Here is a 26,072-nt window from a genome sequence, read left to right as displayed (position 1 = left end):
CTCGCTAGATCCTGCCCATGATCCCTTGCGCCAGCTTGCGCAGGTCGGCGATATCGATGACGCCGTCGCCGTTCAGATCGCCTTTCTTGTAAGCGTCCCAGTCCGTGTCGCTGCTCGATCTGCCGTAGTATGCGGCGGCCATCAACGCCAGATCTCCGACGCCGAGCTTGCCGTCGCCGTTCAGATCGCCCGGCGCCAGCGTGATCGCCAGCGCTTCGAAGGTCTGCGCCGCTACGCTCAGTGCCTGTACCGCCTGATCGACCATCTCCTGCGTTGCCGCTTCATTCGCCTGCGTAGCCACCGCGGCCTGAATTGCCTGCCACAGCGTTGCCTTCGAGCCGCTCGGATATTGCCCTGCCTGCTGCCCCTCGACGGCAGAGTCATGCAGCGCGGTCGCACTGGATATCGCCGTATGCAGCGCGTCTTTGATCACTGCCTCGATATCGAAGCTGTACGTTACCGGCTCCTCTACCGCCATCTCGGTACCCGAAGCGTCTGCCAATATGACATCCGTCAGCGTCATGGCGCTTGCCGCAGTCTCAGACAATGCCATCGCACGGAACTGCAGCTTCAGCAGCGCCGTAGGCTCGCCATTCGCTTCCACCGGCTGCGTATCGCTGGCCAGGAAACGGATCTGGCCGTCCGAGACCGTCTGATCCAGGATCGCAAAGCCGTCCTTCAACGCTTCCGCTCCGATATATTCCACCTGCGCCGGATCATAGAGGACTGTGAAATCATGCGCGTATACGCTCTCGCTAAAGGATCCCAACCCGATCGTTACCTCAAAGACTTGCCCGGTTACGACGCTCTCCGCTCCCGTCATGTACAGCGGGTTGTCCACCGGAGGCTTCGTCTCCAGCCCGTCCGCCGCAGCTCGAAGCGTTTGAAGCGCGTCATCCGCCTGCTGCTGGGTTGCCGTTTCATTCTGGAGCACCGCCTGCGCTCCCGTCAGCGCGCTCAGGAAGACGCTCCAGCTTGCTGTCGTGTAGTTGGCGTTTGGCTTATCCCGCAGCTCGTCATACAACGCTTGCAGCGCCGCCTTGTCCGTTGTCGGCTCCGCATCCGCTGTCGTCTTGGCGATGATGATCCAGCTCAGCTGCACGTCGGTATTGCTGCCTGTCCTGTCCGGGGATACGACGATCTCCATCGTTCCGTCTGCGTCCATGGCGATATTCGGGTGGGCCGCAGTCTCGTAGGAGCCGTTGATGACCCTGCCCGTCTCCACCGTCGTCCCGTTGATGGAGGTGCTGACGACGCGGTTCGATTGGGAGGACGAGAACCACGGGTCATAAAAGCCGAGGTAGACATGGTATTCGCCCGCCTCAAGGTCGAACTTGTAGGTCAGCTCCCTGGTGCTGGTCGTATTGACATAACGCAAGCTTTGGTAGATATCCGTGCTATTGGAGCGGAGGATGCTGTTCGTGCCAGTGTAGCCCCAGGTTCTGCCGCTCGCGGGATCGTAGCTTTGCTCCGCGTCGCTATGCCGGAGCTGCTGGCCCGTAGCAGCCGTATAGTCGGCGACCAACTGCGCGTACTGCGCCACAGCAGCAGAGGACGGGCTGACGAAATAGATCATATGGTCCGGGAGCGCTACGGCAACGTCGACGCGGACGGTCAGACCGGCCACGGCGGAGCTTCCGCCCAGCGTGCCTTGCACCTCTGCCGTTCCCAGTCTCAGACTGGCCGCCGCCAAGCTCGCTGGATCCCAGCTGACGGGCACCCCGTCATACACCGCAGAGCCTTGCTTCACCTTCAGCGTCTCGGGCAATTCCAACGCTTCGCCCAGCTTGACGGCATGCTCGCCGCCCTCCAGCACCTGTAGCGGCGCGAGCGCATCAAGCGACTCCAGCTTCCAGTCGCTCACAGTCTGGCCCTCGATCCGGGCTCCGTCATCGGTGATACGGATCGGCGTCCATACATAACCCGACGTATCCAGCGCGCGCTGGATCCAACGGTCGCCCATATAGATGAACAGTCCGTTCTCGGGATCGTATGGGATAACCGCCGTCGACTGTGAGCGATACGACGTGTTGGAGCTGTCGTTCGGGAACGGGTTGCCCAGGTTCGTATACGCCGTAAACGTCTGGCCGCCGTCTGTCGTATTGCCGAAGATATGATTGGCGCGGTAGGCGATCGAGGGATTGGGGTCCCAGCCCGTCGTACCGGACGTAATGAAATAATAATCGCCGTTATATTTGAACACCGCCGGCGCTTCCCGATTCATATCCGTGAATACGCGGCCCGTGAACGTTTCGCCGAAGCCCTCTGTGCCGTTTTTGAGGGGGGCCGTATAATCGTCGTTCAGCAGCGAGATGTACGTGTAGCGATTTTCCTCGCTGGAGTAGATGGCGTACGCCTTGCCATCGTCGTCCTTGAACACCGTCATGTCGCGCGCCATCCCCGGACTGCTGTCGTAGCGCCCTTCGACATAATTCATACGTTGGGCGTTGACCAGCTTGAACGGGCCGAATGGCGAGTCCGATACGGCGAAGCCCATCTGCGCCCGGCTGTAACGGCTGGCTGCTGTGACGACCATCGGGCTGTTCTTCAGCGTATCGTAGAACTCCAGGATGCGAGCGTCCGAAGGGCCGTCGACATGATAGACGAGGACATACTGCTTCGTCGTATCGTTGTACAGCATCTTGGGACGTTCCATAATCGAGTAGTAGGCATACGTGCGATCGAAGGCGAGTCGCAGATTGGCCTCGTCGTAGGTTGCGGATGTGTAGTCGAAGGCTGCGTCGTCGCTGCGGCTATAGTCGGGATGGACGCTCGTATCGACATACGCCTGCAGGAAATCGCGGGCATAGTCGATGTCGAACCGGGATAACGGCTCGCCCATTTCGTTCACGCCGACGCCCGCCGTCCCCATCGCGCGGGCCTTCAAGGCCGCAAGCTGGCTATCGCTGAACTGGACGCCAGAGCCATTCGCTGTTTTCTCCATCGGGAATACGCGATGCGGGTACAACGCGATGCCCATGTCCACCCAATTGTAGAGATCCTTGGACACATAGGTGTGGATGCCGCCGATTGGCCGTCCCCCGTAGGTCTTGTCCTCCCCCACCCATAGCCAGGCGCCGTCCTCGTCCGACGGGCTATCCGTATAGGCCGGTACATTGCCGTTCCAGGATACATGCTCCACCCAGACGACCTGTCCGCCATGCGCTTGGATCGGGACGCCGCTCGTGTCGAACCAGACATCGGTATTTTGACCGGCCAAGCCGCCTAGCGAGGCATACGTCATCGGCTGCGCCGCACCTGCCAGCTCCTGCACGGCCAACCAGCTGATCGCTGCGTTTTTGTTCGTCTTGCCTGACCCCGGGCCGTCCGTATAAGAGCCCGCGTTGGTCAGGACGTAGGTCACGTCGGTTGCGCCCTCGGGCAGCTCGAGATCGTAGGTGACGAGCCGGGAATGTCCGGCATGATCCAGATGGAGACGATTGACGATATGGGACACCTTTTTGCCGCCGAGCATGTAGTCGATGGCGATTTTGATCGGCATCTCATTGCTCCACCACAGACGATGATAGGAGCTGAATCGGTAGCTTTTGCCGCCCTCCAGCCCATCGAGCTTGTAGGAGAGCGTGGACAGCGGGTCGCCGCCGTCGATCATGATGCCGGTCGCGTTTTTGTCGAGGTCGGACTGCTCCGACTTGTTGATGATGGCGCTGTTCGCGCCCGCGCTGGTCCGCGCGACATAGCCCCACCCCGACGACGCATCGTACGCCGCATTGGCGGAGGCGTTGAGCAATTCGTCGCCCGCAAGCGCCTTGACCGCTTGATAGATATGCGGCGCGCCGGCGCCCGCATCGATAAAGTATCTCAGATCGGGAGGCACCACCTCTACATAGGCATGCACCGGCTCGGCCAGCTCATGTCTCGTCTGCTCGGCCCCCACCTTCAAATATGCGGTCCCCGTCACCTCGATCGCAGGGGCCAACACTTGCGAATAATCGGCCTCCGCCGGCATGCTCCAGTCGACATGAATCTCATCGATTGTTGAATTGTCATACGCTACGCCGCTGATCGTCTGCGGCATCGCCGGCTGCTGCCCCGTCAAGGTCGCGACCACAACCGGGTCGTATGAAGCCGGCAGCTTCGTGCCATCCTCGAGCGTCGCCTTGATTTCGGTCACGACGACATTGTCCGCCGACATCGTTTGCGTCAGATTTTGCAGGCCGACCTTGCCCGACGCATACTGCGTATCCGTATGGTCGATCACCTTGACATTGTTCAGGTAGCCCTGGAGTTGACTGCCGATCGCCACGACCTTGAGATCATACCATTGGTTGATCGACAACGTCTGGTTAGCGGAGGCCAGGACGGTAGCCGATCCGTTGACCCGCCGGATGAGCTGCACCTGAGTCGAGCCCGAGGCGGGTCTGTACAGTCTTAGCCAGTAGTTGTTCCGATTGTCCAGCGCCCGGAATACGATGCCGGCGTAGCCGCCGTTGGCATGGATCCGCACCTGAGCCTCCGCTGCGTAATCCCGCCATGACGACTCGCCAGCCAGGATGACGGCGTCTGTGCTCGTCGCATTCAGGATCCCGCTCTGAACGCCATATGTACCGGTCAGCACGCTCCAGCTCGAAGAAAGGGCCGCAGCGGAGAAATCATCCTGGAACAATACCGTGCTGGTGCTCTCTTCCGCATGGGCGATACCGCCGGAACCGGCAGGAGCAAGCGATGCGAGCAGGATGAGCGCCATACAGATGGCGGTCCATGCTGCCGTGAATTTTTTGAGCGTTGTCAATGAAGTTCACTTCCTCATCAAGTAATTTCAAAATTTTGTAAGCGCATACACAAAGCTTCAATACGGATACGCGCAGGAATGGATCGGCCGCATGACGCAGCCCATCCAGCCTTACACGCTTGTATTCTATCCTTTTATACCTGAAGAAGCGACGCCTTGCACGAAGTTTTTTTGGAGCGCCAGGAAGATGATCAACACCGGGATGATCGAGACGACGCTGGCCGCCATGATGAGTCCGTATTCCGCCGAATATTGCGAGATGAACATCCGCAAGCCGATCTGGATCGTCTTCAGCTCCGTCTTGGTCAGATAGATCATCGGTCCGAGGAAGTCGTTCCAGGTCGACACGAATGTAAAGATCGTCAGCGTCGACAACGCCGGCTTGGAGAGCGGCAGCATCAGACGCGCCCAGATGCCGTACTCGCTCAAGCCGTCGATCCGCGCGGCCTCGCATAGCTCATCCGGGATGCCTTGGTAAAACTGGCGCATCAGGAACACGCCAAAGGCCGAGAACGCCTGCAGGAAAATAATCGCCAGATGCGTGTTGTTGAGGCCAAGCTCGCGCATCAGGATGAATTGCGGCACCATATAGGCCTGCCACGGAATTGCGATCGTGGCGATATAGGCGAGGAACAACAGGTTCCTCCCTCTGAATCGCAGCTTGGCGAAGGCATAGGCGGCGAAGCTGGAGGTGAGCAATTGCAGCAAGGTGACGATAACCGATAGCTTGGCTGTATTGTAGATAAAGGTGCCTAGCGGAATCCGCGTCCAGATGTCGACATAGTTTTGCCAGCGGATATTGTCCGGGATCCACACCATCGGAAAGGCGAAGACATCCTTATTCAACTTGAACGACGACGACAGCATCCAGATATACGGGACGATCATGCCGATCGACACCGCGATCAGCGCAAGGTATGCAAGCATCTTCCAGCCTGCGCGGAATTTCTTTTGGGGTCCAACCATCTTCTGTCTCCTCCTATTGACCGTATCTTTTTTCGCCGCGGAACTGGATGATCGTGATGCCCATGACGATCAGGAACAACACGATGGCCATGGCATTGGCGTAACCGTAATCCAGCGATCGGAAGGCGGTATTATAGATCTGATACACCAACACCCTTGTCGAGTCATTCAGCTGGTTATCCGCACCGGCAAACAGGTTGATGAAGATGTCGTATACCTTGAACGAATTGATGACCAGGATCATCAGGACAAAGAAGGTCGTCGGCGCGAGCTGCGGGATCGTCACATTGACGAATCGCTTCCAGCCCCCTGCCCCGTCAAGCTCGGCAGCCTCGTACAGCTCGGGATTGACGCCTTGCAGTCCGGCGAGGTAGATGACCATGTAGTAGCCCATGTTTTTCCATACCGTGAACAAGACAACGGTGAACATCGCCCAGTCCTTGTCGGCCGCCCAGCGCGGCAGATCCTCGATCGGGATGCCGGTCAGCAGATGGAGCAGGTTGTTGAGCGGCCCCATCGTCGGACTGAAGATAAAGTTCCACACCGCTGCTACGGCGACCAGCGAAGCGACGTACGGGAAGAAAAACGCCGTGCGCATAAAATTCCGCCCGAAGAGCTTCTGATTAAGCAAAATCGCCAGCCCAAGCGCGCACGCCATCGTCAGCGGCACGACGCCAACCGTGTAAACGACCGTGTTCCAGAGCGCTTTATGAAAGGTCGTATCCTTCACAAGCCGTATAAAATTATCAATACCGACAAAGTTCATCGGATTGGAACCGTCCCATTTCACAAATGCAAGAATAACCGCAAAAATCATCGGCACTAGCGTAAACAAGGCAAAGCCGATAAAGTTAGGCGCAATAAAGCTGTACGCCACCAGATGATCCCTGATTCCCTTCGATAGCCGCGGTTTGCCGACTTTCTGCGTAACCGGCTTCGTTTCTGTCTGCATGCTTTTCCCTCCAAACCTTCTCGTACGCATCCCGCTTGCTCTTTTTCTTTTGAAAGAGGCGGGCTGACGCCCGCCCCGCAAAAATTTAGTTGCCCAGTATGAGCTCTACGCGTTTGTTCATGTCCGCCAGCCCTTGGTCGATGCTTGTGTTTTTGGTCATGATGTTGTCGTGGTTTTCGTTCAGAATGACTTCGATATCCGCGCTTTTCTCATGGATCGGCATTTCCAGGTACGTTTTGGCCGTGTTCAGCGCTTCCTTGCTGTTCTCGTCCGTCGGGAAGCCGTCGATGCTGGCGATCGAATCGAGAACCTCAGCATTTTTGATCGCCGGAATCGTACCGGTCGAAGCGATGACCGCTGCGCCCTCGTCGCCTGTTACGAACTTCAGGAAGTCAAGCGCCGCTTCTTTTTTGGCGGATTTCTGATTCACTGCCAGCGACGTAATCGTACCCAGCGTCGTCCCCGGCTCCACGCCGTCCGGATGCGGATACTTCACGATGCCCCAGTTCACGGCAGCGGATTCGCCGCTTTTGACCTTCTCGATCTGCGTTGCGATAAACCAGCTGCCCATGTTGAGCGTGGCGACGGAGTTGTTGTAGAATACGCCAGAGTAATGGGTGCTGGACGTTTTGAGCGTGGCGTAGTCCATAATGATGCCGTCATCCTGCATCTTGAGCGCGCGCTCGTAGGTCGGCTTCAGGAAATCGTAATTGCCGTCAACGACCGAGTGCTGTCCGTCCAAAATGCCGAACAACTGCACGGCGCTGCGCCAGGTGTGATGATGGGCGCCGTATACTTTCTCAGCGCCTGAGCCCGAAGTGACGCTTCTGGCGATCTCTTCGTATTGGTCGAAGGTCATATCATTGGTCGGATAAGGCACGCCAGCCTTGTCGAACAGATCCTTGTTGTAATAGATCAGCCAGAAATCGCTGCGGAACGGGAGCGCGTACACTTCGTCATTGACCTGAATCTGCTCTACCGTACCGCCATAGGCGGCTTTGTCGATGCCGCTGTCGCCGATAAAGCCGTTCAGCGGCTCCAGGTGATTTTGCTTGACCAGGTTGGCGTAGCCGGGAATATCCTTGATCGTCAGCACGTCCAGGTCGGCTCCGCCGGACAACTGCGTGCTGAGCATCGTCATGTAATCCGTGGAGCCCAGATCGACATATTCAATCGTGACGTGAGGATTCGCATCGGTATACGCTTTGATCAGCGGCTCATAGTAAGCGGTTGCTTCCCAATCCCAGAGCGCCCACTTCAAGGTAACAGGCTCATCGCCTTTCTCCGCCGGGGCGTTAGCCGTATTTGTGGAGTTTGCCGGCGTCTTCTCCGGCGCCGGCGTTCCGCCGTTATTGTTGCCGCCGCATCCTGCCAGCATCCCCGCTGCGAGCATTACGGTCAGTCCCATTCCCCATGTCTTTTTGAATCTCATGTTACAGTCCCCTTTTCCTGGCGATTTGTGAATCTACAATAAAGTTTAGTGCATAATTCGATGGAAGGGGATACAATTTTAACGGCTAATCCTTCACTTTCTTCATCTTTTGAAGCGTTTTCAGATTGCTTCCTGCAAAATTATATTCAAAACATGCACTATCGTTTGTTTTTTATTCGTCTGCTTCTTGCAGCAGCGCTAATTATGGTATTGTTAACGTATACAAAGGAGTGCTTACGCTTGAGGAAGCTTAGACATGCAACGATTAAACGCCGCATTATATTGATTATGACCGTATTTGCCCTGTTGACGGCTTCGCTCCTGTCGATCTTCAGCTACGAGATGATCTCGTATTTTCAGCGCAAGACAGCGGTGCAGGCGGCAGAGTTCAATCTTCAGCTCGTGGCTCATATTATCGAAAAGGATCTTATCAATCTGTCCGCCCATGTGATGAAGAACAGCGCCAACTCTGCCACCAATACGCTGTTAGTCGATTACTTCACATCGGAGAGCGCAAGCGCGATGGATGCGATCCGCGTGTACGCGTCCATGCAGGAGGACTTCCGCGCCAACCTCTCCAACAGTTATGTACGTCGACTGATCGCAACGGATAACGGCAGCAAATTTCTGCAGGTGGACAATCTTGCGAGCAGTACGTCGCGGCCTTTGAACATTCACAGCTTGCCTCTGCTGGCAGACATCCATAAGGATGCGACGGAGCAATGGGGACGGATTATCCAGGACCCGTTCTCCAATGCCAAGGTTATCCCCGTCATCTTCCCGATCTATGACAAGGCCTCCTCCGTAGGGACCGTGTATCTGCTTGCCAGCACTTCGGTTATTACAGATAAGCTGTACGGCTACGCTCTGCCCTCCGGCTCGCAGCTGCTGCTGACGCTCGGCGGCACGCATTATGCGATTAACGGAGACGAGATCGAGGCGGTTGTTTTTGATAACATTGACACCGCTTTCATCAATGATTATTCTACGGGCTCCAACACTGTGGTGTCCCGGATGGAGACTGGGGACGGAGCAAGCCGGATCGCCGTATCCTATCCAGTCATAGGCGACGTAGCGCTGACGCAGACGCTGGCGACAGAGGAGTTGATCTCGTTATCCAATGTATGGATTTTGCTCATGCTCGGCGTAGCCTGCCTCGTTCTCGCCGCGGGTGGCATGATCACCGTTTATTTGACCCGCACGATCAGCAATCCGGTGGAGAAGCTCAAGAAGCGAATGGATAAAATCGCCCAGGGCCATTTTTTTGTCGACCGCATGATCGAATGGGACAACGAATTGGGCGACGTGGGCCGAGGCATCAATCGGCTGTCGCAGGACATCGTCGCGCTCATGGAGACGCGGGTAGCGGACGAGAAGCAGAAGCAAGAGCTCGAATACCGGATGCTGCAAAGTCAGATTAACCCGCATTTCCTCTACAATACGCTGAACTCCATCAAATGGATGGCGACGATCCAGAACGCCTCCGGGATCGCGGAGATGACGACTTCGTTGTCCCGACTGCTGCGCAACATTGCCAAGGACAGTCGCAATCTGGTTCCGCTCGAGGAGGAGTTGGCTTTGCTGGACGATTATTTCCTGATCCAGAAATACCGCTACGGCAGCATGATTGCGATGGAGCAGATGAGTGTCTCTCAGGATATGCTAGTCTGCCTCATCCCGCGCTTCACCCTGCAGCCGATCGTCGAGAACGCTATCTTCCACGGGATCGAGCCCAAAGGGAGCAGCGGTCGCATCAACATACGTATCGAACGAAGCGGCGCATTAGATCTGCTCATTACGGTAGAGGATAACGGGATCGGCATCGCGCAGGACAAAATCGATGCTATCCTGTCGGAGCAGCCTGCCGACGCCTCCGGCATCCTCGCCCATACTGGCTTGCGCAGCGTACACGAGCGTCTGCGGCTCGCGTTTGGCGACAAATATGGCTTATCCATTGCAAGCGAAGTTTCGCATTACACAAAAATGTTCATTCTATTGCCTGTGCAGGGGGAAAAATCATGATCAAACTATTGATTGCCGATGACGAGCCGTTGGTATGCATCGGCCTGCAATCGATGCTCAAATGGGAGCAATACAATATTGAAATTGTCGGCACCGCGCAAAACGGCGGCCAGGCGGAGGAAATGATCGACACGCTGCAGCCCGATATCGTCATTACGGATATTAAGATGCCGGTCAAAAGCGGATTGGAGGTTGCAGGGAGCGTTCGCAAAAAACACGGTCGAATCCCGTTTTTCATCATCCTGACCAGCTATGAGGAATTCGAATACGCCCGCGCCGCCGTAGAGGTGCAAGCGGCCGACTATCTGATCAAGCTGGAGCTGACGCCGCAGGCGCTCGCCGATTCGATCGTCAAGGCATCTGCCATGCTGGACGATTACCGTGCGTTGGAGCAACATCCATCGCTGGATTACCGGAGCAATTTGAATGCGCAACGCGACAAATTTTTCATCCGACTGTTCCATAACCTGTTCGAAAATCAACATCAATACAATCTTCATAAGAACGACCTTTCGATCGACTTGTCGGAGCCCGCGTATGCGGTGTGCATTTGCCGGATCGTCGAACCGAGCAGCGTGCCTCCCCAGGGAGACAAGCTGGTTGCCTTCTGCAGCAGCACGCTGCAAATGGCCAAAAGCACGCTGCAGACCGACAGACCTTGCTTCGTGACCAGCCTGGATTTGCGCAACTTCGCCGTCACGTTGCCCGTTCCTACGACCGATGCGAACGTCTGGGTGCCCGATATTGGCAAGCTGCTGGAGCATATGGCCCTTATCCTGCGCAACTACTTTAATGTGACGATCATGGGCTCCATCGGCTACGCCGTTGAGGACCCTTATCTCATCCGGGACAGCTACCAGGTCGCGCGTCAAGCGTTGCCCGAGGCAGTCCGTCAGCAAGCGTTCGTATTTTATTCGCGCAACGAAGCGACGGCTGCCGAGACGCTGTTCGACTTCTCCGCGATGCGTCAGGAGATGCGCCGCGCGTTCGAGGAGATCGATATCCGGGCGCTTCATACCCTCATCACGAAGCTGATCGATACGTTCGAAGGACGGCAGGATGCGCTCGTACCGGCGATCGACGCCGCATGCAGCGTGCTGTTTATGGCTACCTCTCTGCTGGCGGACGGCAAGGACATCGTCGAGCAGATCTTCGCCAGCGAACCGGAGAGCTATCGCGGCATCTATCAGATGCATGCGATCGAGGACGTCATCGCCTGGCTGACCCGACTCCGGGATGGCTGCTGCGCGATGCTATCCACCCGCAAGCAGAGCTACAAGACCCAGGTCGTAAGCCATGTGCAGGAATATATCAAGCGCAATCTGAACGTCAAATTAACGCTGAACCATGTGGCCGACGTCTTCAACTTCAGTCCCAATTACTTGAGCCATCTCTTCTCGAAGGTGGCCAAAATAAATTTTGTGGAATATATCACCGAGACCAAAATGGCCGCAGCCAAGGAAATGATGCTGCGAGGCGAAGGCCGCATTTACGAAATCTCGCAAAAGCTTGGCTACGACAGCGCATTTTATTTCAGCAAGGTGTTCAAAAAGGTGGAAGGCGTGTCTCCGCGAGAATTTCTCCAGCGCGTCGAAGCGGAAATGTCCGAGGGCAGCCTCTAGCGTGCCCTCGGACATCCTTATTCGGCTCTATTGCCGGCTACGTGCTCAATATCATCTGCGCAAGCTTGCGCAGGTCCTCGATGTCGATCTTGCCGTCGCCGGTGAGATCGGCTCTTCGGTAGGTCTGCCAATCGGCGTCGGCCGACGTCTTGCCATAATAGACGGACGCCATCAGCGCGAGGTCGCCGATCCCGAGCTTGCCGTCGCCGTTCAGATCCCCAGGGGCATGCGCGAGGAGCTCAATACTGTGCGTCAGCGGCTCCGCCACCTCTCTCTCTGTGCCTGCGGCATCCGCAATGACGATGTCGGATACGGAGATATGGCTAATGACCGACTCCGAGCGCGCCTTTGCCTGAAACTGGAGCTGCAATAGCGCAGTCAATGCCGCATCGGCCTCCCCTGGCTCAAGATCGACAGCCAGCACCCGCAGCTTGCCAGGCGCGGGCGACTGATCCACCAGCGTGAAGCCCGCCTTGAGCACCTCGGAGGACACATAGTCGATATGCTCCGGATCATAATGAATCGTAAAGTCCAGTCCGTATGGACGCGCCGTCCCTGCATTCAGACCAAGCGTCGCGTCAAAGATCTCGTTGGCCAGCGCGCTCTCGGGTCCCGACAAATACAGCGGTTGCGCGTCAGGCTCCTCGTCTTCCGCGATCCTCGCCACGCCGACAAAGGACAGCATCGGCGACTGAGCCTGTGATGTGGCGACCAGCTTCAGCTTGACCTCCCCTGCCTGATCCAGCGTAAACGTATAGCCCTTGACGACATCATAGGAAGCGGTGTTCAGCACAATGGTGTCCACCAGCTCGCTCCGTCCGTCAACCTCCAGATATACTTGCTCCGTCCGCGCGTTGCTCGTCCACCAGCTGTAGGTGCCGAGCGTCAGCGTATAGTGGCCGGCGGGCAGGTCGCCAAAGGTGTACACCAGCGTGGAGCCGTTGGCATTGTTGGTATAGATGCCTGTCGTCGTCTGCTTGCTGTACGGTCCGGCGACGATCCCCTTGTAGGATACAGTCTGGGCAGCGCCGCTCGCGCTGATAGCGCTATGGCCCCAGCCTGCGTCGGCGTCGTAGACCCGGTCTGGCGCATCGTTGAGCAACGGCTTGCCCGACGCCTCAGCCAGCGCCGCCACCGAGCGATAGGCCGGCGAGACGGACCCGAGCGCCTGTGCGGTGCCGTTGACGTCTACGAAATACCGAATATCCTTGGGTACCACCTCGATATAGGCGGTCGTCTGCAAGTTGCCGTACGTACCGGTAACCGTGACGGTCTGGTAAGGCGTATCCAAGCTGACATCGCTCAGCTCCCAGTTGACGCCCACCATCGAGGTCGTACCGTCCTCATGCGTCGCCTCGACCTGCGTCGGCAGATTCGGCGAGTCTCCGACATAGGCCGCCGCATAATGCGGCGAGGCCAGCGAGCGTATATCTCCCATCGCCAACTGAGCCTGTGCGGCAGTCAGCCGCGCAGCCAGCTGATCGCTACCCTCCTGATCCAGTCCATAAGCGGCCGGATCGTCCAGCGCCTCGCGCACAGCCGCTCTGGCTGCTACGAACATCGCCCAGTCGCTCGCGAGATACTCCTCCTCGATCTCGACGTCCTGCGCCTCGGTCAGCGCCGCCTGCAGCTTGCCCAGCTCCGGCGTCCCTGTCGCATGACCAGACACGATGCCGATCGCATCCACCACGAGCGTGCCGCTAACGACACGGATCTGGACTGTATGTTCTCTATCCGCCAGACCGCGCAAGGCGTAGGTCTGATACAGCTCTCTTGAGGCGAGCGTCGGGGCGGACATGACGACGATCTCTCCGTCTACTGTTGCCTCCAGCACGGCAGTGCCGCTATTCGGACCGAGGATATCCAGGCCCGTGCCAGCGAATGTATACTGCAGCGTCGCACCAGCGCCCTGGCTCGTCGACAGCGACCGCTGGTAATGATACATCCCTTGTCCGTTGCGACGATCCCACTGATCGTTGTATACCAGCTTGGTCGCGCGCGATGCTGTCAAGTCATACATCTCGAGATCGTCGAGCAGCTCCGTATAGTACGGAATATAGCCATCGACCTTCTCCACCCGCAGATTGTCGAAGCGGACATGATAGTAACCGCTCCCCAGATCGACGCGACCGGACAGCTTGGGACTGGCGTCCGTATAGCTGGCTACTTGGACGTCATCCACATACGCCGTGATGCGGTTGCCTGCGACCTGGATGGCAAGGTTATGCCAAGCGTCGTATGCTGTATCGAAGCTATCGATCTTGACGCCGCCCGTTCCGCTTGCTACGTTGCCGCTGGCCGCCGCAGCGCCATTGATCAGCAGCTGCCAGCCCCCGTCGAACCAGAACTTGAGCACATAAGGCGTACCGCCAAGCTGGTGCGAGCTGCCGCCCCCCTGATAGCGGGCGCCGATCGCGGCGTAATTGTTGCCGCCATAGGTGTTGTTCGTCTCGAACGAGACATCGACGCTCGCTCGGTAGTTCGTCCAGCGGTTGTCGCCGATCGCCGTCACGGGATCGCCGCCGTTCCAGGTGCCGCCCAGACTCATCTTATCCCGATCGAGCTGCTGCCGGAGCACGTAGTTCTGCGTCTGTTCGTCGAGATAGGCTTCGAAGGCCCCGTTGCGATCATGCGTATAGCGCGGGATGACGCTCTGGGAGCCGCCGCGCGAGGCGACATAATCCTGCTGGCCGACGATCTGCCCGTCTGGCCCGATGACTGGCACAGTCTGGCCGCGATAGTCGAAATCATCGGCATACAGGATGTTGTCCGTCGTATCGCGAACAGCTCCCGTCTCGTCCGTATCGAGCACGATGCGCTCGCCCTCTACAGGGAGCGGCTCCGCCTCGATCGCGTCCTGCGCGAGCGTCGTCACGGTTGCGATCGAGTACGGCTTGATCTGTACCGTATAGACACCATCTCCATCTGCGTCAGTCTGTCCGAGGTAGGTCAAATAATTGCGATTGAAGGCCTGGCCCTCGTCCGCCGCGCGCGTCTCCCATACGGCTAGCGACGGCGTGCCCTCATAGGTCATATTGACTGCTTGAATTTTGTACGTTCTTGGATATTCGCTATCATTGACGATGACGGTCGAGAAGTCGCTCTTGTCCGGAGCCGCCAGAGTCATATAGTTCGGCAGCCCATTGCGGCCATTGACCGGATTGGTGCCTGTCGCGCCAGTGGAGCTGGCCGCCGTCACGGTCCGCCAGATGCCTGCCGTGTTGTCTTCATTCTCCCAGCCGATCCGGGCAAAGGAGCTGAAATGACGCAGCACATCCAGCCCGGCATCGTAATGTACCCAGCCCGACCATGGATCGCGGGCGCTTAGCAGCTCCTTGAAGGAATATTGGCCGCCCTCGTAGAAGGAGCCGATCGCCGGCTGATAGATGAAGTGCGTGCGACGCGAGTTGACGAAGCCTTTGATAATCGTGTTGCCCATCTCCAACGCGCTGCCCGTCCCGCCGATACCGGTGCCCTCTACCGAAGGGTCCTTGGTGTTGTTGTTCGGACGGAAGGCGCTGTTGCTAAAGGTTGCCTGCGCTTCACTGTTCCACACCTCAATGTCGTACTGATCCGCCAGCCGCTTGAAGTTGCCCTCGCGATCGTCGTCGGTATTGTAGTGGAATGCCGCGATCGGCACCGCCTCCCGCAAGGAAGCATCGCTCACCATCGCAGCGCCGAACGAGCCTGTCCCCACCTCGTCCGAGATGACCGTCTGGATCCGGTTGTACAGCGTCTGCTCCAGCTCGTTTGCAAACCCCGTATTGTCCGACTTGACCCGCGCAGCATATTGCTTGCTCCAGGCCAAATCCGGCGCATGCTCGTTAATATGCGGGTTGACGTAGTCCGCCATGTAACCGTATTCACGATAGGCGGCCAGAATCGTCTGTTTGTACCAGGTGTAGATCATGTCGTTGTTGTTATCCGCCCATGCCGGCGCGCTCCAGCGCAGGATGCTCACCTTCAGGTCGGGATTGATCCTTTTGGCATCGGCGGCAAGCTGGAAGCCCGGGTGTCTGGCGACATTGGCCTCCTCGTCTGCCGTGCGCATCGTAGCCGGATCGGGGCCGGTCGAGTTGTTGCGGTCGTTGCCCATCTCGATCTTGACATGCGTCATGATCGGATGATCCCCGCCGAACAGGATGCGCAGCATCTGGGCATACGCCTCCGGCTGCTCCGATTTGTAGTCCATCAGCAGAGCGCTTGTGCTGTTCGCGCTCAGGACGCCGAAGCCCTTGAAGGTATGGCCATTGACACTGTCAGCCGGGATGTCGTTGCCGTCCAGCCGCACCTCCACTGTGGTCGCATCCGCAGCCGCCTGCGGCAGCCCGAAGGGCGGCAGCACGCCTATGGCCAGCATGGCGGACATGACGATCAAGCCAATTTTAACCGTCCATTTTCTCACTTTGAAGCCTCCTCACTTTTTTGTAACCGTTATCATATCGACAAAGGTCAAGTACGTCTCCTAATTTATCACAGCCTGTTACCGCCAGGACATGCACTTTTCAATGATGAAGCTGCAACATTTGATAGAATCGGAGCGACGTGTCTTTTCGCTTTTCACCAGGACATCATAAACAAATACATCTATTTCGTAAGAAATGGCTGTACACGGCAAGGGCCTGATCTCCCTCCTCCCCCACGATCTCTATCGCCATTCACATCGCATACTATTGGTCCTAATGGCAAATTATATAAGAATCATGAAGTTGAGAATGGATGTGCGATATGAAGGCAGCAAGACGAATAGGCCCGTTGCAGGCAGCCATGCTATATATAATGTTCTCTGGTTTGGCAGGGCAAATTATGGTGCTTAATGCGATGGTCAATTCAGCCAAACGAGATGTGTGGATAAGTGCGTTGGTCGCATCCGTTTTTTTGGCGGTATGGCTGGCCCTGATTGGTTTTATTATGAGGCGATTGGGGCAAGCGAGTCTGAAGCAGTGGCTGGCTGATCGATACGGGCGCATAGTGGCGGCGGCTATCTGTGTACCTCTGGGCCTCTATCTGAGCCTCCTGGCCATCCATGTCTTGAAGACATCCGTCGGCTGGGCCAAAGCTGTCTATATGCCGATGACGCCAGCATGGGCAATCGTCGCTATGTATTTGATATTTGCCTTTGCCGCAGCGTATTGCGGCGTTCAAGCAATCGCTATTACGGCAGGAATACTGTTGCCGCTCTCGCTGTTGCTGAGCTTAGGACTGTTAATCATAAATATGTCCAATAGCGACTTTCGCTATTTGGCGCCGATGTTGGAATTCGGTATGTCACCTGTGTGGCGCGGCGCCCTGATGGGGGCCTCGGGATTTGTTGACGCCACTATCCTCCTGCTGCTGGCCCATCATATGAAGGGACCGCTGCGAGCCAGACATATGGCGGGCATCGTCCTTATCCTTGCAGTGAGCCTGTCCGGCATCACGATCCAGGCCGTCGCATTATTTGGCCCTGATGAGGCTGCCAAGCAGCTCTACGTCTTTTTTGAAGAGTGGCGGCTCGTCCGCATCGATAAATTCATTGAGCATCTGGATTTTCTGGCTGTCTACCAATGGCTGGCGAGCTCCTTCATTCGACTGGCCTTAACACTGTGCTTGTTGGGAGAGTTGCTGGGGGCCCACTCCGGCAAGCGGCTGACGATTACGCAGCTCGTCTGCTGCCTTACGGTAGGGGGAGCCGTCTTGTGGAAGCCCTATTCGGATGTCCAATACTTCAACTTTGCCACTCGATATCTATTTCCGGGCTCGCTGATTGTCGTGGTAGCTACAATCTGCTGCGTCGCCCTACTGAGTTGGGCGAGGCGGGGAGGTAAGAAATATGCCAAACAAAACTAGCAAAGACAAGCTCACCAATGATCGGCTGCTCCGCTGGTTCCAATTGAATGCTGATGTAGAGGTGCAGGCCTGCACATTGCAGAACGGTGAAGATTCGTTCGAGGCGCTGCTGCTATTCAGTCCGGGGATGATTGACAACGCCGCCTTGAACCGTCTGCTCACAATCCACGATGAAGATGCGTCGGTTACCGCGCTGCCGCTGTTGCCGCTTATGCAGCCAGTTGAAATAACAGAGCAGGGAGAGGAAAAGGAAGCGCTGATCGCCGACCTAGTATTCTCCGGCCAAGCGATCCTGTTCGTGGAGCAGCGGCAATTGCTATACCGTATGGACCTTGCCTGCCTCCCGAAGCGGTCGCCTGATGAGACGAATACAGAGGCTTCGATCCGAGGGCCGCGTGACGGCTTCGTCGAAGATATCGGCGTCAATGCCGCGCTCGTCCGCAGGAGAATGCGCTCCACCTCGCTATGCATGGAGCAGTTCGAGCTGGGCCAGCGCAGCCACACTCGAGTCACGCTGCTGTACATCAAGGATATTGCCAATCCGGAGCTGGTCCATGAAGCGAGGGAACGCATCAGAGACATCAAGATCGATGCCTTGATCAGCGGCGCGCAATTGGAGGAGCTTATTTCCGACAGGCCCTATTCGATGTTTCCGTTGCTCGATTACAGCGGACGTCCCGACTTCGTTGTGGATTGCCTCGTGCGCGGGCGGATTGCCTTGCTTGTGGATGGCTCGGCGAATGCGATCATCGCACCAGCCAACTTTTCTCTGCTGCTCAAGTCATCGGAGGATGCCCACGCACCGTATGTATTTGTTGCCTTCGAGCGGATTGCCCGCCTGTTCGGGCTGCTTGTGTCGATCTTCCTCATTGGCTTCTGGGTAGCGCTGCTTAATTATCATCAGGAGCAATTCCCGTTGAGCCTGCTGTCGACCGTCATCGTGTCCAGGCAAGGGGTGCCGATGTCGGTGCCAACAGAAGCTTTCATGATTTTGGCTCTGTTCGAGATCTTGCGAGAGGCAGGTGCGCGCTTGCCCAAGGCGATCGGGCAAACCCTCGCAGTTGTCGGAGGGCTAATCATCGGAGAATCGGCTATTCGGGCGGGCTTGACCTCGCCTGCGCTCGTTGTTATTGCTGCGATTTCGACGCTATCCACCTTTATTTTAGTTAATCAGTCCTTAAGCGGCGCAGTAGCCTTGCTAAGAATTTTTGTACTGGCTGGCGCTTCCTTGATGGGCATGTATGGATTTTTGGGATCGCTGTTTCTCATCCTCCTTTATTTGGCGAATTTGCGTTCCTTCGGGATGCCGTATCTGGCACCGATCTCTCCGCTGTCATTTAAGGGACTGCTGACCGCCATGCTGCGGCTGCCATGGAAGAAGATGAATCAGCGCTCGCGGCTGCTGAAGCCGATCGACAACACGAGGCAAGGAGAGCGGAGCGAATGAAACGTGCAGCTGTCATGATGCTTGCAGCCTGTGTGCTGCCCTGGCTGCTCGGGGGCTGCTGGGATTTTCGCAACATTAAGGACATGAACTTCATCTCCGCCATTGGCATCGATTACGAAGACAGGCAGTATGTTGTCTACGCCCAGATGGTTGATTTCTCTACCTTGTCAACCTCGAACGGATCGCCAATGCCACCAACTGCCGTCTGGGTTGGCATCGGCCAAGGGCCAACGCTGAACGGGGCATTTCATGACTTATACAACACTTCGGAAAAGCGGATTTTTTGGGGACATGTGACAGGGATCGTGTTCAGCGAAGCCTTGGTGCACAAAGGAATAGATCCGGTAATCGAGGTGCTCAATCGCTACCGGGAGCTGCGCTATGGGCTGTGGCTTTACAGTACAAGGGAGAAGTTCCCGGAGCTGCTGAAGCTCAAGCCGTTTTTTAACCAGTCGCCCATGGACTCTGTCATGCATTATCCGATCAGCAATTACATGCAGGCTTCCTATATTAAGCCCATTGATTTCCAATACTTCATCAGGCTCTACAAGGATGAAGGCGCCACCGTGATGATTCCGCGGCTGTCAGCCAACAAGCGACAATGGCTGGAGGACGGCAAGCCCAAGCCAATGCTGGAGATCGACGGCATAACTGCTATTGGCCCGCATAAGCAAAGCGCCAGCTTCTCCCGGGCTCAGACTACTGGCTTGCGATGGCTGGAAAAGTCGACGGTCCGTTCCCCCATTACCTTAAAGGAAGGGAATCGTGTTAGGGCGATGCTGGCAGGCGGAAGACCGAAGCCTAGCATTACGGCGAAGGTGGGGCCACGCGGAGAGCCGGTGTTCGACATTGCTGTCCAGTTGCAAGCCAATCTGCTGGAATTGATTGAACCGATGACTGTAGAAGAGATAGAGGCAGCTGCGGCAGAGGCCGTTGCCAGCGATATTCGGCGCAGCTATGCGGAGGGACTCGAGAAGAATATCGACATGTGCAACCTGGAGCATGAGCTGTACCGGCAGCAAAATCAGCTATGGCGCGAGCGGGAGCAACAGGGAGGGCTGCGGCTCACCCCACAATCGCTGGGCGCGGTCAACGTCAAGGTAGCGTTGACGCATACTGGCAAGTACGAATTGCTGGTGGATTAATGCGATTCAAACGCTCGTGCGGATTCATTCTGCACGAGCGCTCTTTTTATCGTTATCGCAAAGGTCTAAAAAGCCTTCCGCCTGTAAATCGTGGTCGACAGAATCCAGGACAAGGCATACAAGCACAAGACGATGATGGTCGATACGGTAAACAAAGTGGAAAACGGATATCGATCGAAAAACGACAGGACAGCTTTGACATTTTCGGAGTAGGATTCGAACACGAATCTGGACAACAATACGGTCGATACGAATCCAATCACAATGGTCAGTCCAATGTAGCCTGGCTTGAGAATCTGAAACAGCGGGAACGTAAAGGCCGCCATCAGCATAAACAGGCCGCTGGCAATCGCCAGATCTGTCCAGACAAAGCTCTTGCCGAACACTAGCATCATAACGCTGCTAAGAGCAATGGATAATAGCATGTAAACAATCGCCCCTATATATTTCGCAGCGATAATTTCGCCTCTCGTATAGGGCAAGGAATTTAACAAAATGTTCGTTTCGGCCTTTTCGTCGTAAGTAAAGGCATTAAATGGAATGAATATCGATGCGATCAGGCAAGTCAGAAACGCCGGAAAACCCATGTAAACAAAAACTAAAACGTAAGGGATGAATATATAAAGCTGCTTCTTCTGCAGGATCAAATCCCGTCGGATCAGGTTAAGCATGCTGCGCCTCCTCCTTTAGATGATACATGATGTCCTCCAGCGAAGCGGTGTCGATGACCGCTTGATCGCCGAACAGCTTTTGCACCGCCGAGCGCTGACTCGTCAACGCTTCAAATCCTGTCGAGGAGCGCCGGATATGCAGGAATAGCTGCTCCGTGTCGCGATCCAGCAGATCATTGCGACCCTTGACGAGCGCATAGCTGTCAGCGACCTCGTGGATCGTCTGATTAAAGATGAGCTGGCCTTTGCGGATAAAGGCGATGTAATCGGCGATTCGATCCAGGTCCGTCGTAATATGCGTCGAGAAAAACAACGTCCGCTTGCCGTCGGCCATAATATCGTGCAGCAGGTCGAGCAGCTCGCGCCGGAATACCGGGTCGAGGCCCGCTGTCGGCTCATCCATGATGATTAGCTCGGCATGATGGGACAAGGCAATCGCGAGCGAAGCCTTCATTTTCATGCCTTTGGAGAAGGTTTTGACCGGTTTGTCCCACGGCAGCTCGAATTGCTCGATATAACGTTTGAATTGCGCATCATCCCATTGCTTGTAGGCCGGTGCGACGATTCGTTTAATATCCTTTACATTCAACCCTTCGAAAAACACATTTCCGTCATATACAAAGCCGATGCGTTGCTTGATCGCCTTCTCGTGCTGATCATAGGATTGGCCGAACAAGCGAACGCTCCCCGAATCAGGCTTCAGCAAATTCATCATCATCTTGATCGTTGTCGACTTGCCTGCCCCATTGGCGCCGATAAAGCCGGTCACGTACCCTTGCGGTATTTTCAAGCTCATATTGGATACCGAGAAACCCTTAAAAGCCTTCGATACGTTGTTCATTTCCACGATATAGTCCATTGCGATTACTCCTCATACAGTATTTTGATCAATTGCTGCAGGTCAGACAGAGACAGTCCGATTTCCTTGCTGTTCGCGATGACTGTGGCCAGTTGCTCCTCGATCACCTTTTGCTTTTTCTCCTTGATCATCTCCAGATTCTGCTCCGCGACATACGAGCCTTTGCCTACGATGGAGTAGATGAACCCTTCCTTCTCCAGCTCCTCATAGGCCCGCTTCGTCGTAATGACGCTGATCTGCAGGTCCTTGGCCAGATTGCGCATCGAAGGAATTGGCGCTCCCTCCACTAGCTCTCCTGTCAGGATCATCGCTTTGACCTGCTGGATTATCTGCTCGTAGATCGGCTCCTTGGAATGGTTGGATATTATTATTTGCATGTCACTACCTCATCATCGGTTATTTAGTTGCTAAGCTCACCAAGCCTAACCTAATGTATATATACTATATTAACACTATATACAAATATGAGTCAACACCCGAAAACCATCCGCCCCTTTTGAAGTGATTACTCACTTGACAAAATAAACGCAAGCAGATACGCTGTATAAAAAAATGAGTGATCACTCACTCTCAAATGAGGTGCTGAGTATGGATCAAAGTGAACGTATCGCTATCGACGTGCAGGAGGTCAGTCGAAGCTTTGGCAAAAAAGAGGCGCTGCACCGAATCGGGTTGCAGGTTCGACGGCATGAAATCTTCGGCCTGCTCGGCCCCTCCGGCTCCGGCAAAACGACGCTCATCAAGCTGATGGCCGGCATCGACGAAGCGAATGAAGGTGTCGTTACGTTGCTGGGAAGACGCTTGCCCCATCTGTCGATGATGGGCCGGATCGGGTATATGGCCCAGTCCGACGCGCTGTACGCGGAGCTGTCAGCCAAGGAAAATCTGGTGTTCTTCGGCAAGCTCTTTGGCCTCCAGGGCAACAGACTGAATACAAGAATTCAACAGACGATGACGTTGGTCGGATTGACCGAAGACATGAACAAACCCGTCACCTCCTACTCCGGCGGCATGAAGCGCCGTCTATCCCTTGCTATCGCACTCCTGCACGAGCCCGAGGTGCTTATCCTTGATGAGCCTACCGTCGGCATCGATCCTGTATTGCGCCAATCGATCTGGAACGAGCTGCACGCGCTTAGTCGTCAAGGCACGACGCTGATCGTCACCACGCATGTCATGGATGAGGCTGACAAATGCCATCGGCTCGGCATGATCCGCGACGGTCGCTTGATTGCCGTCGGCTCGCCCGAAGCGCTGAAGCAGAAAACGGACAGCTCCACCATTGAACAAGCATTTCTCTACTATGGAGGTGTGAGCAAATGAGGACAAGAGCGCTTTTCATCCGTATCGTAAAGCAATTTTTGCGAGATCGCCGGACGCTCGCGCTGCTGATCCTCGCTCCGCTGCTCGTCCTGTCGCTCATGTACCTTGTCTTTAACGGCGATACGTATCGGCCCAAGCTGGGAACCGTTCAGATCCCAAGCGGCCTCCAGCAGCAACTGGAGCGTAAGGACGCCGAGCTTCACGTCTACGGCTCATCACAAGAGGCGGAGCAAGCGTTGCTGGCACGCCATATCGACGCCTATCTCGCGCTTCGGGACGGCGTCCCGATCATCAGACTTGAAGGCAGCAACCCTTCCCACAATCAGGCCATTATGATGATCCTCTCCGAAGCGGCCGGGCAAGGCGGCGCTTGGTCGAATACAACAGCCTCTGCCGATAGCGGCACCCGTGACGCTGACGCCGCCAATGCGGCAGCTCCCGTAACCGAGTACTTGCACGGCGGCGCCGACATGACGACCTTTGATAGCCTTGGGCCCGTACTCATCGGGGTGTTCGCCTTTTTCTTCGTCTTCCTCATCGCCGGCGTTTCCTTCCTGAAGGAACGAACGAGCGGTACGCTCGAACGTCTTCTTGCCACCCCTTTGAGACGTTGGGAGGTTGTCGTCGGCTACATTCTCGGCTTTGGCCTCTTCACCGGCATTCAGACGATTCTGATTGCAGAGTATTCGATCCAGGTGCTAGGGCTGATGATGACTGGGTCCATCTGGTATGTACTGCTTATTACGCTTCTGCTGTCACTGACTGCGCTTAGCTTCGGAACGCTGATGTCCACGTTTGCCAATTCGGAGTTTCAGATGATTCAGTTCATCCCGCTCGTCATCGTCCCGCAGGTGTTTTTCTCCGGACTGTTCGACCTGGAGACGATGTCCTCTTGGCTGCGATGGCTAGCCCATCTTATGCCCATCAAGTATGGGGCCGACGCTCTGCGCAGCGTGATGATCCGCGGCGAAGGCTGGCATGCGATACAAGGCGATATCTATATCCTGATCGGACTATCGCTGCTATTCATGTCGGCCAATGTGCTGGCGTTGCGCAAGCATCGGAAAATATAGTACGCTGTTAGGATAATGGAAATTTAGAAGTGGAGGTTCTTTCGTGGCAGATCATAACGAGCAATGGATATCGGATATGCTGCGACTTGCGGAAGGCGAGAATGGCAAAAAAACCGAGAAGCAAGCTCGCATACTGGACGCGGCGATCGAGATTTTTGCCGAGAAAGGATTCGCAGCGGCCTCCACAAGCGAAATCGCTCAAAAAGCAGGCGTCGCAGAAGGCACGATATTCAGACATTACAAAACAAAAAAAGATCTGCTGCTATCTATAGCCGCACCGATCGCGGCGAAGCTGGCCGCGCCCTTCATTATGCGCGAGTTTGCCGCCAAAGTGCTGGACACCCGCCACGAGCGCGTCGAGGAGTTGTTCCGGACCATTGCCAAAGATCGGCTGGCATTCGCCAAGCAGCATGAAAAGCTGCTGCGCATCCTGATTCATGAAATAGCCTTTCAGCCGGAGCTTCTGATGCAGGTGCAGACCGTATTCAAGGACATTGTGTTTCAACGCATGGAGAAAATAATTTACCATTTTCAGCAGCAAGGTCAAATTATCGAAGCGCCTCCCTGGCGGGTGCTGCGGACCGCAGTCAGCTTGTTTGTCGGCATGGTCGTCACACGGTTGCTCCTGTTGCCCGACGAACCTACGGACGAAGATGAGGAGATCGATTGCACGATTGACCTGCTGATGCATGGACTCTCCCCTAGCCCGCGCCCGTAGACGGACAACCGGTAAGGTCGGACTAAGCCCCTGTCGGATAACAACTAATCCTGGGAGACGGTACCGTGTCCCAGGATGTCCTCTCGTTTCATTCGCCTGTTTTTCTAGCCTGTATGACAAACGCAAGACCAGTGATCAAAACCACTCCGATAGCGATCCATTGCGAGGTCGCAAAACCGCCCAACTGCCCGCGAATGAGATCGCCTCTATAAAACTCGATCCCAAATCGACCTACGCTATAAATCAATAGATACAAACCTGCAATTCCTCCACGAGGCAGCCGGAAGTTGCGGGCTATGTATATCAGCACAAAGAAGAGTGAAAAACCAAGCAAGCTTTCCATTATTTGCGTTGGGAAGAGCTTGACATCGTTAGGAGCGAGCTCCGAATGGTGGAAGTTAATGCCGCATTGGGCTAAACGTATCCAATACCATGGTGGAGATGACGATCCTTGGTCGAATCAGCCCAATGGTAAGCGCAACAAAGGATTCGTCCTGCACGACGATAATTTCCGTTCCCCAATCACGGTATAAGCGCTGCAGCCGCTTCGTGCGTTCATGATTTTGGAGGGTCCGAAAGTGTTGCATCCATCGTTGCGATAAATAAAGCTGCCGGGCAATCCCCCACGCCAGCCTGCCAAGCATGTAAACGAATAATACGAGGAAGGCATAGTTAAAAATAGAGCCTTGAAACGCACCGTCATGGAGTTGGTTGGCGAGACTGCATCCCACTTGTATAAGGACAGTTGTAATTATTATGATCATTAGCGCATAAGACGCTCTCAGCCTCGTTATCGGGCTCATGTCTTTTTCCTGCTCTTGAGATCATTGAGCTTCTGTTCGAGTCTCTGGATCACTTCAGGATCAACCTCATCAAGCGCATCGATCATGTGATTTACGACCAGGGTTCCGTATTCCTGGATAAGTCCTTGCGACACCTGTTTCGTTTGCTCAGACAAAAACTGCTCTTTGGAGAGAATCGGGCTGAACTTGGCTGCCCTCATCCGTCCGCTTCCCGTAATGAACTTGGTCAAATGACCCTTGTCCAGCAGACGATTCATAATCGTCATCACGGTATTAATAGAAATCTGACTTTCCTGTTTCAGAATCGTTTGCACTTCCTTAATGCTTAAGCCTTCAGAAGTCCAGAGAATATCCATAATCCGGGCCTCCAGTGGGCCAAAAAACCGGTTCAGCCCCTCGCCGCCAATATTCATTTTTTTAATTTGCATGCCTGACTCACCACCATACTACACATAGT

General features: G+C 55.6%; 18 protein-coding genes. 8 read left to right on the top strand and 10 right to left on the bottom strand.

What is annotated here, in order from left to right; translation table 11 throughout:
- Positions 1-4: 4 nt before the first annotated feature.
- The 4 genes from PA598K_RS00365 to PA598K_RS00350 form a co-directional block, all read right to left on the bottom strand.
- Positions 5-4,753 carry a family 16 glycoside hydrolase gene (locus tag PA598K_RS00365; RefSeq protein ID WP_128654943.1) on the bottom strand — a complete coding sequence of 1,583 codons (4,749 nt, stop codon included), beginning with the start codon at positions 4,751-4,753 and terminating at the stop codon, positions 5-7.
- Between the two features lie 126 nt (positions 4,754-4,879).
- Positions 4,880-5,719, bottom strand: coding sequence for a carbohydrate ABC transporter permease (locus PA598K_RS00360; RefSeq protein ID WP_128654942.1), 840 nt, complete (start codon positions 5,717-5,719; stop codon positions 4,880-4,882).
- A gap of 13 nt (positions 5,720-5,732) precedes the next feature.
- Positions 5,733-6,671, bottom strand: a complete 939-nt coding sequence (locus PA598K_RS00355) for a carbohydrate ABC transporter permease (RefSeq protein ID WP_128654941.1) — start codon at positions 6,669-6,671, stop codon at positions 5,733-5,735.
- Positions 6,672-6,756: 85 nt separating this feature from the next.
- A complete protein-coding gene (locus PA598K_RS00350; protein WP_128654940.1) occupies positions 6,757-8,103 on the bottom strand; it encodes an ABC transporter substrate-binding protein in 1,347 nt (448 codons plus the stop codon).
- 240 nt (positions 8,104-8,343) lie between these two features.
- On the opposite strand from PA598K_RS00350, the gene PA598K_RS00345 reads away from it, so the two are divergent.
- Together PA598K_RS00345 and PA598K_RS00340 are read left to right on the top strand one after the other, a co-directional pair.
- Entirely contained in the window at positions 8,344-10,125 is a 1,782-nt protein-coding gene (locus tag PA598K_RS00345; RefSeq protein ID WP_260405200.1) for a sensor histidine kinase, read from the top strand.
- Entirely contained in the window at positions 10,122-11,747 is a 1,626-nt protein-coding gene (locus PA598K_RS00340; RefSeq protein WP_128654938.1) for a response regulator transcription factor, read from the top strand. Before PA598K_RS00345 ends, PA598K_RS00340 begins: the two co-directional genes overlap by 4 nt.
- 37 nt (positions 11,748-11,784) lie before the next feature.
- Here the strand turns inward: PA598K_RS00340 and PA598K_RS00335 are convergent, their stop codons facing one another.
- Positions 11,785-16,152: an Ig-like domain-containing protein gene (locus PA598K_RS00335; protein ID WP_128654937.1), complete on the bottom strand. Its 4,368-nt coding sequence runs from the start codon at positions 16,150-16,152 to the stop codon at positions 11,785-11,787.
- Between the two features lie 323 nt (positions 16,153-16,475).
- Here PA598K_RS00335 and PA598K_RS00330 point away from each other — a divergent pair, with 323 nt between their 5' ends.
- From PA598K_RS00330 to PA598K_RS00320, 3 genes are read left to right on the top strand one after another with little or no spacing between them, the layout of a single operon-like run.
- Positions 16,476-17,576: a GerAB/ArcD/ProY family transporter gene (locus tag PA598K_RS00330; protein WP_185601355.1), complete on the top strand. Its 1,101-nt coding sequence runs from the start codon at positions 16,476-16,478 to the stop codon at positions 17,574-17,576.
- Positions 17,560-19,023: a spore germination protein gene (locus PA598K_RS00325; protein WP_128654935.1), complete on the top strand. Its 1,464-nt coding sequence runs from the start codon at positions 17,560-17,562 to the stop codon at positions 19,021-19,023. Before PA598K_RS00330 ends, PA598K_RS00325 begins: the two co-directional genes overlap by 17 nt.
- Positions 19,020-20,168 carry a Ger(x)C family spore germination protein gene (locus tag PA598K_RS00320; RefSeq protein WP_185601354.1) on the top strand — a complete coding sequence of 383 codons (1,149 nt, stop codon included), beginning with the start codon at positions 19,020-19,022 and terminating at the stop codon, positions 20,166-20,168. Before PA598K_RS00325 ends, PA598K_RS00320 begins: the two co-directional genes overlap by 4 nt.
- Before the next feature lie 65 nt (positions 20,169-20,233).
- On the opposite strand, the gene PA598K_RS00315 is transcribed toward PA598K_RS00320, so the two are convergent.
- From PA598K_RS00315 to PA598K_RS00305, 3 genes are read right to left on the bottom strand one after another with little or no spacing between them, the layout of a single operon-like run.
- On the bottom strand, positions 20,234-20,839 hold the full coding sequence (locus PA598K_RS00315) for an ABC-2 transporter permease (protein ID WP_128654933.1): 606 nt from the start codon (positions 20,837-20,839) through the stop codon (positions 20,234-20,236).
- Complete coding sequence (locus PA598K_RS00310; protein ID WP_128654932.1) at positions 20,832-21,698, bottom strand: ABC transporter ATP-binding protein; 867 nt, start codon at positions 21,696-21,698, stop codon at positions 20,832-20,834. The genes PA598K_RS00315 and PA598K_RS00310 overlap by 8 nt, the downstream gene beginning before the upstream one ends.
- Before the next feature lie 5 nt (positions 21,699-21,703).
- A complete protein-coding gene (locus PA598K_RS00305; RefSeq protein ID WP_128654931.1) occupies positions 21,704-22,075 on the bottom strand; it encodes a GntR family transcriptional regulator in 372 nt (123 codons plus the stop codon).
- Positions 22,076-22,286: 211 nt separating this feature from the next.
- Here PA598K_RS00305 and PA598K_RS00300 point away from each other — a divergent pair, with 211 nt between their 5' ends.
- From PA598K_RS00300 to PA598K_RS00290, 3 genes are read left to right on the top strand one after another with little or no spacing between them, the layout of a single operon-like run.
- Entirely contained in the window at positions 22,287-23,021 is a 735-nt protein-coding gene (locus tag PA598K_RS00300; RefSeq protein WP_128654930.1) for an ABC transporter ATP-binding protein, read from the top strand.
- Positions 23,018-24,094: an ABC transporter permease gene (locus tag PA598K_RS00295; RefSeq protein ID WP_128654929.1), complete on the top strand. Its 1,077-nt coding sequence runs from the start codon at positions 23,018-23,020 to the stop codon at positions 24,092-24,094. The genes PA598K_RS00300 and PA598K_RS00295 overlap by 4 nt, the downstream gene beginning before the upstream one ends.
- A 43-nt stretch (positions 24,095-24,137) precedes the next feature.
- Complete coding sequence (locus tag PA598K_RS00290; protein WP_260405199.1) at positions 24,138-24,812, top strand: TetR/AcrR family transcriptional regulator; 675 nt, start codon at positions 24,138-24,140, stop codon at positions 24,810-24,812.
- 88 nt (positions 24,813-24,900) lie between these two features.
- On the opposite strand, the gene PA598K_RS00285 is transcribed toward PA598K_RS00290, so the two are convergent.
- Complete coding sequence (locus PA598K_RS00285) at positions 24,901-25,215, bottom strand: prolipoprotein diacylglyceryl transferase (protein WP_260405206.1); 315 nt, start codon at positions 25,213-25,215, stop codon at positions 24,901-24,903.
- A 396-nt stretch (positions 25,216-25,611) separates the two neighbouring features.
- Positions 25,612-26,043: a BlaI/MecI/CopY family transcriptional regulator gene (locus tag PA598K_RS00280; RefSeq protein ID WP_128654927.1), complete on the bottom strand. Its 432-nt coding sequence runs from the start codon at positions 26,041-26,043 to the stop codon at positions 25,612-25,614.
- Positions 26,044-26,072 lie beyond the last annotated feature (29 nt).

This window comes from Paenibacillus sp. 598K, from assembly GCF_003851045.1.
In the GTDB taxonomy this organism is placed as follows: domain Bacteria; phylum Bacillota; class Bacilli; order Paenibacillales; family Paenibacillaceae; genus Paenibacillus_D.
Note: the sequence above shows the minus strand (reverse complement) of the source record. Positions and strands in the feature narration are given on the sequence as shown.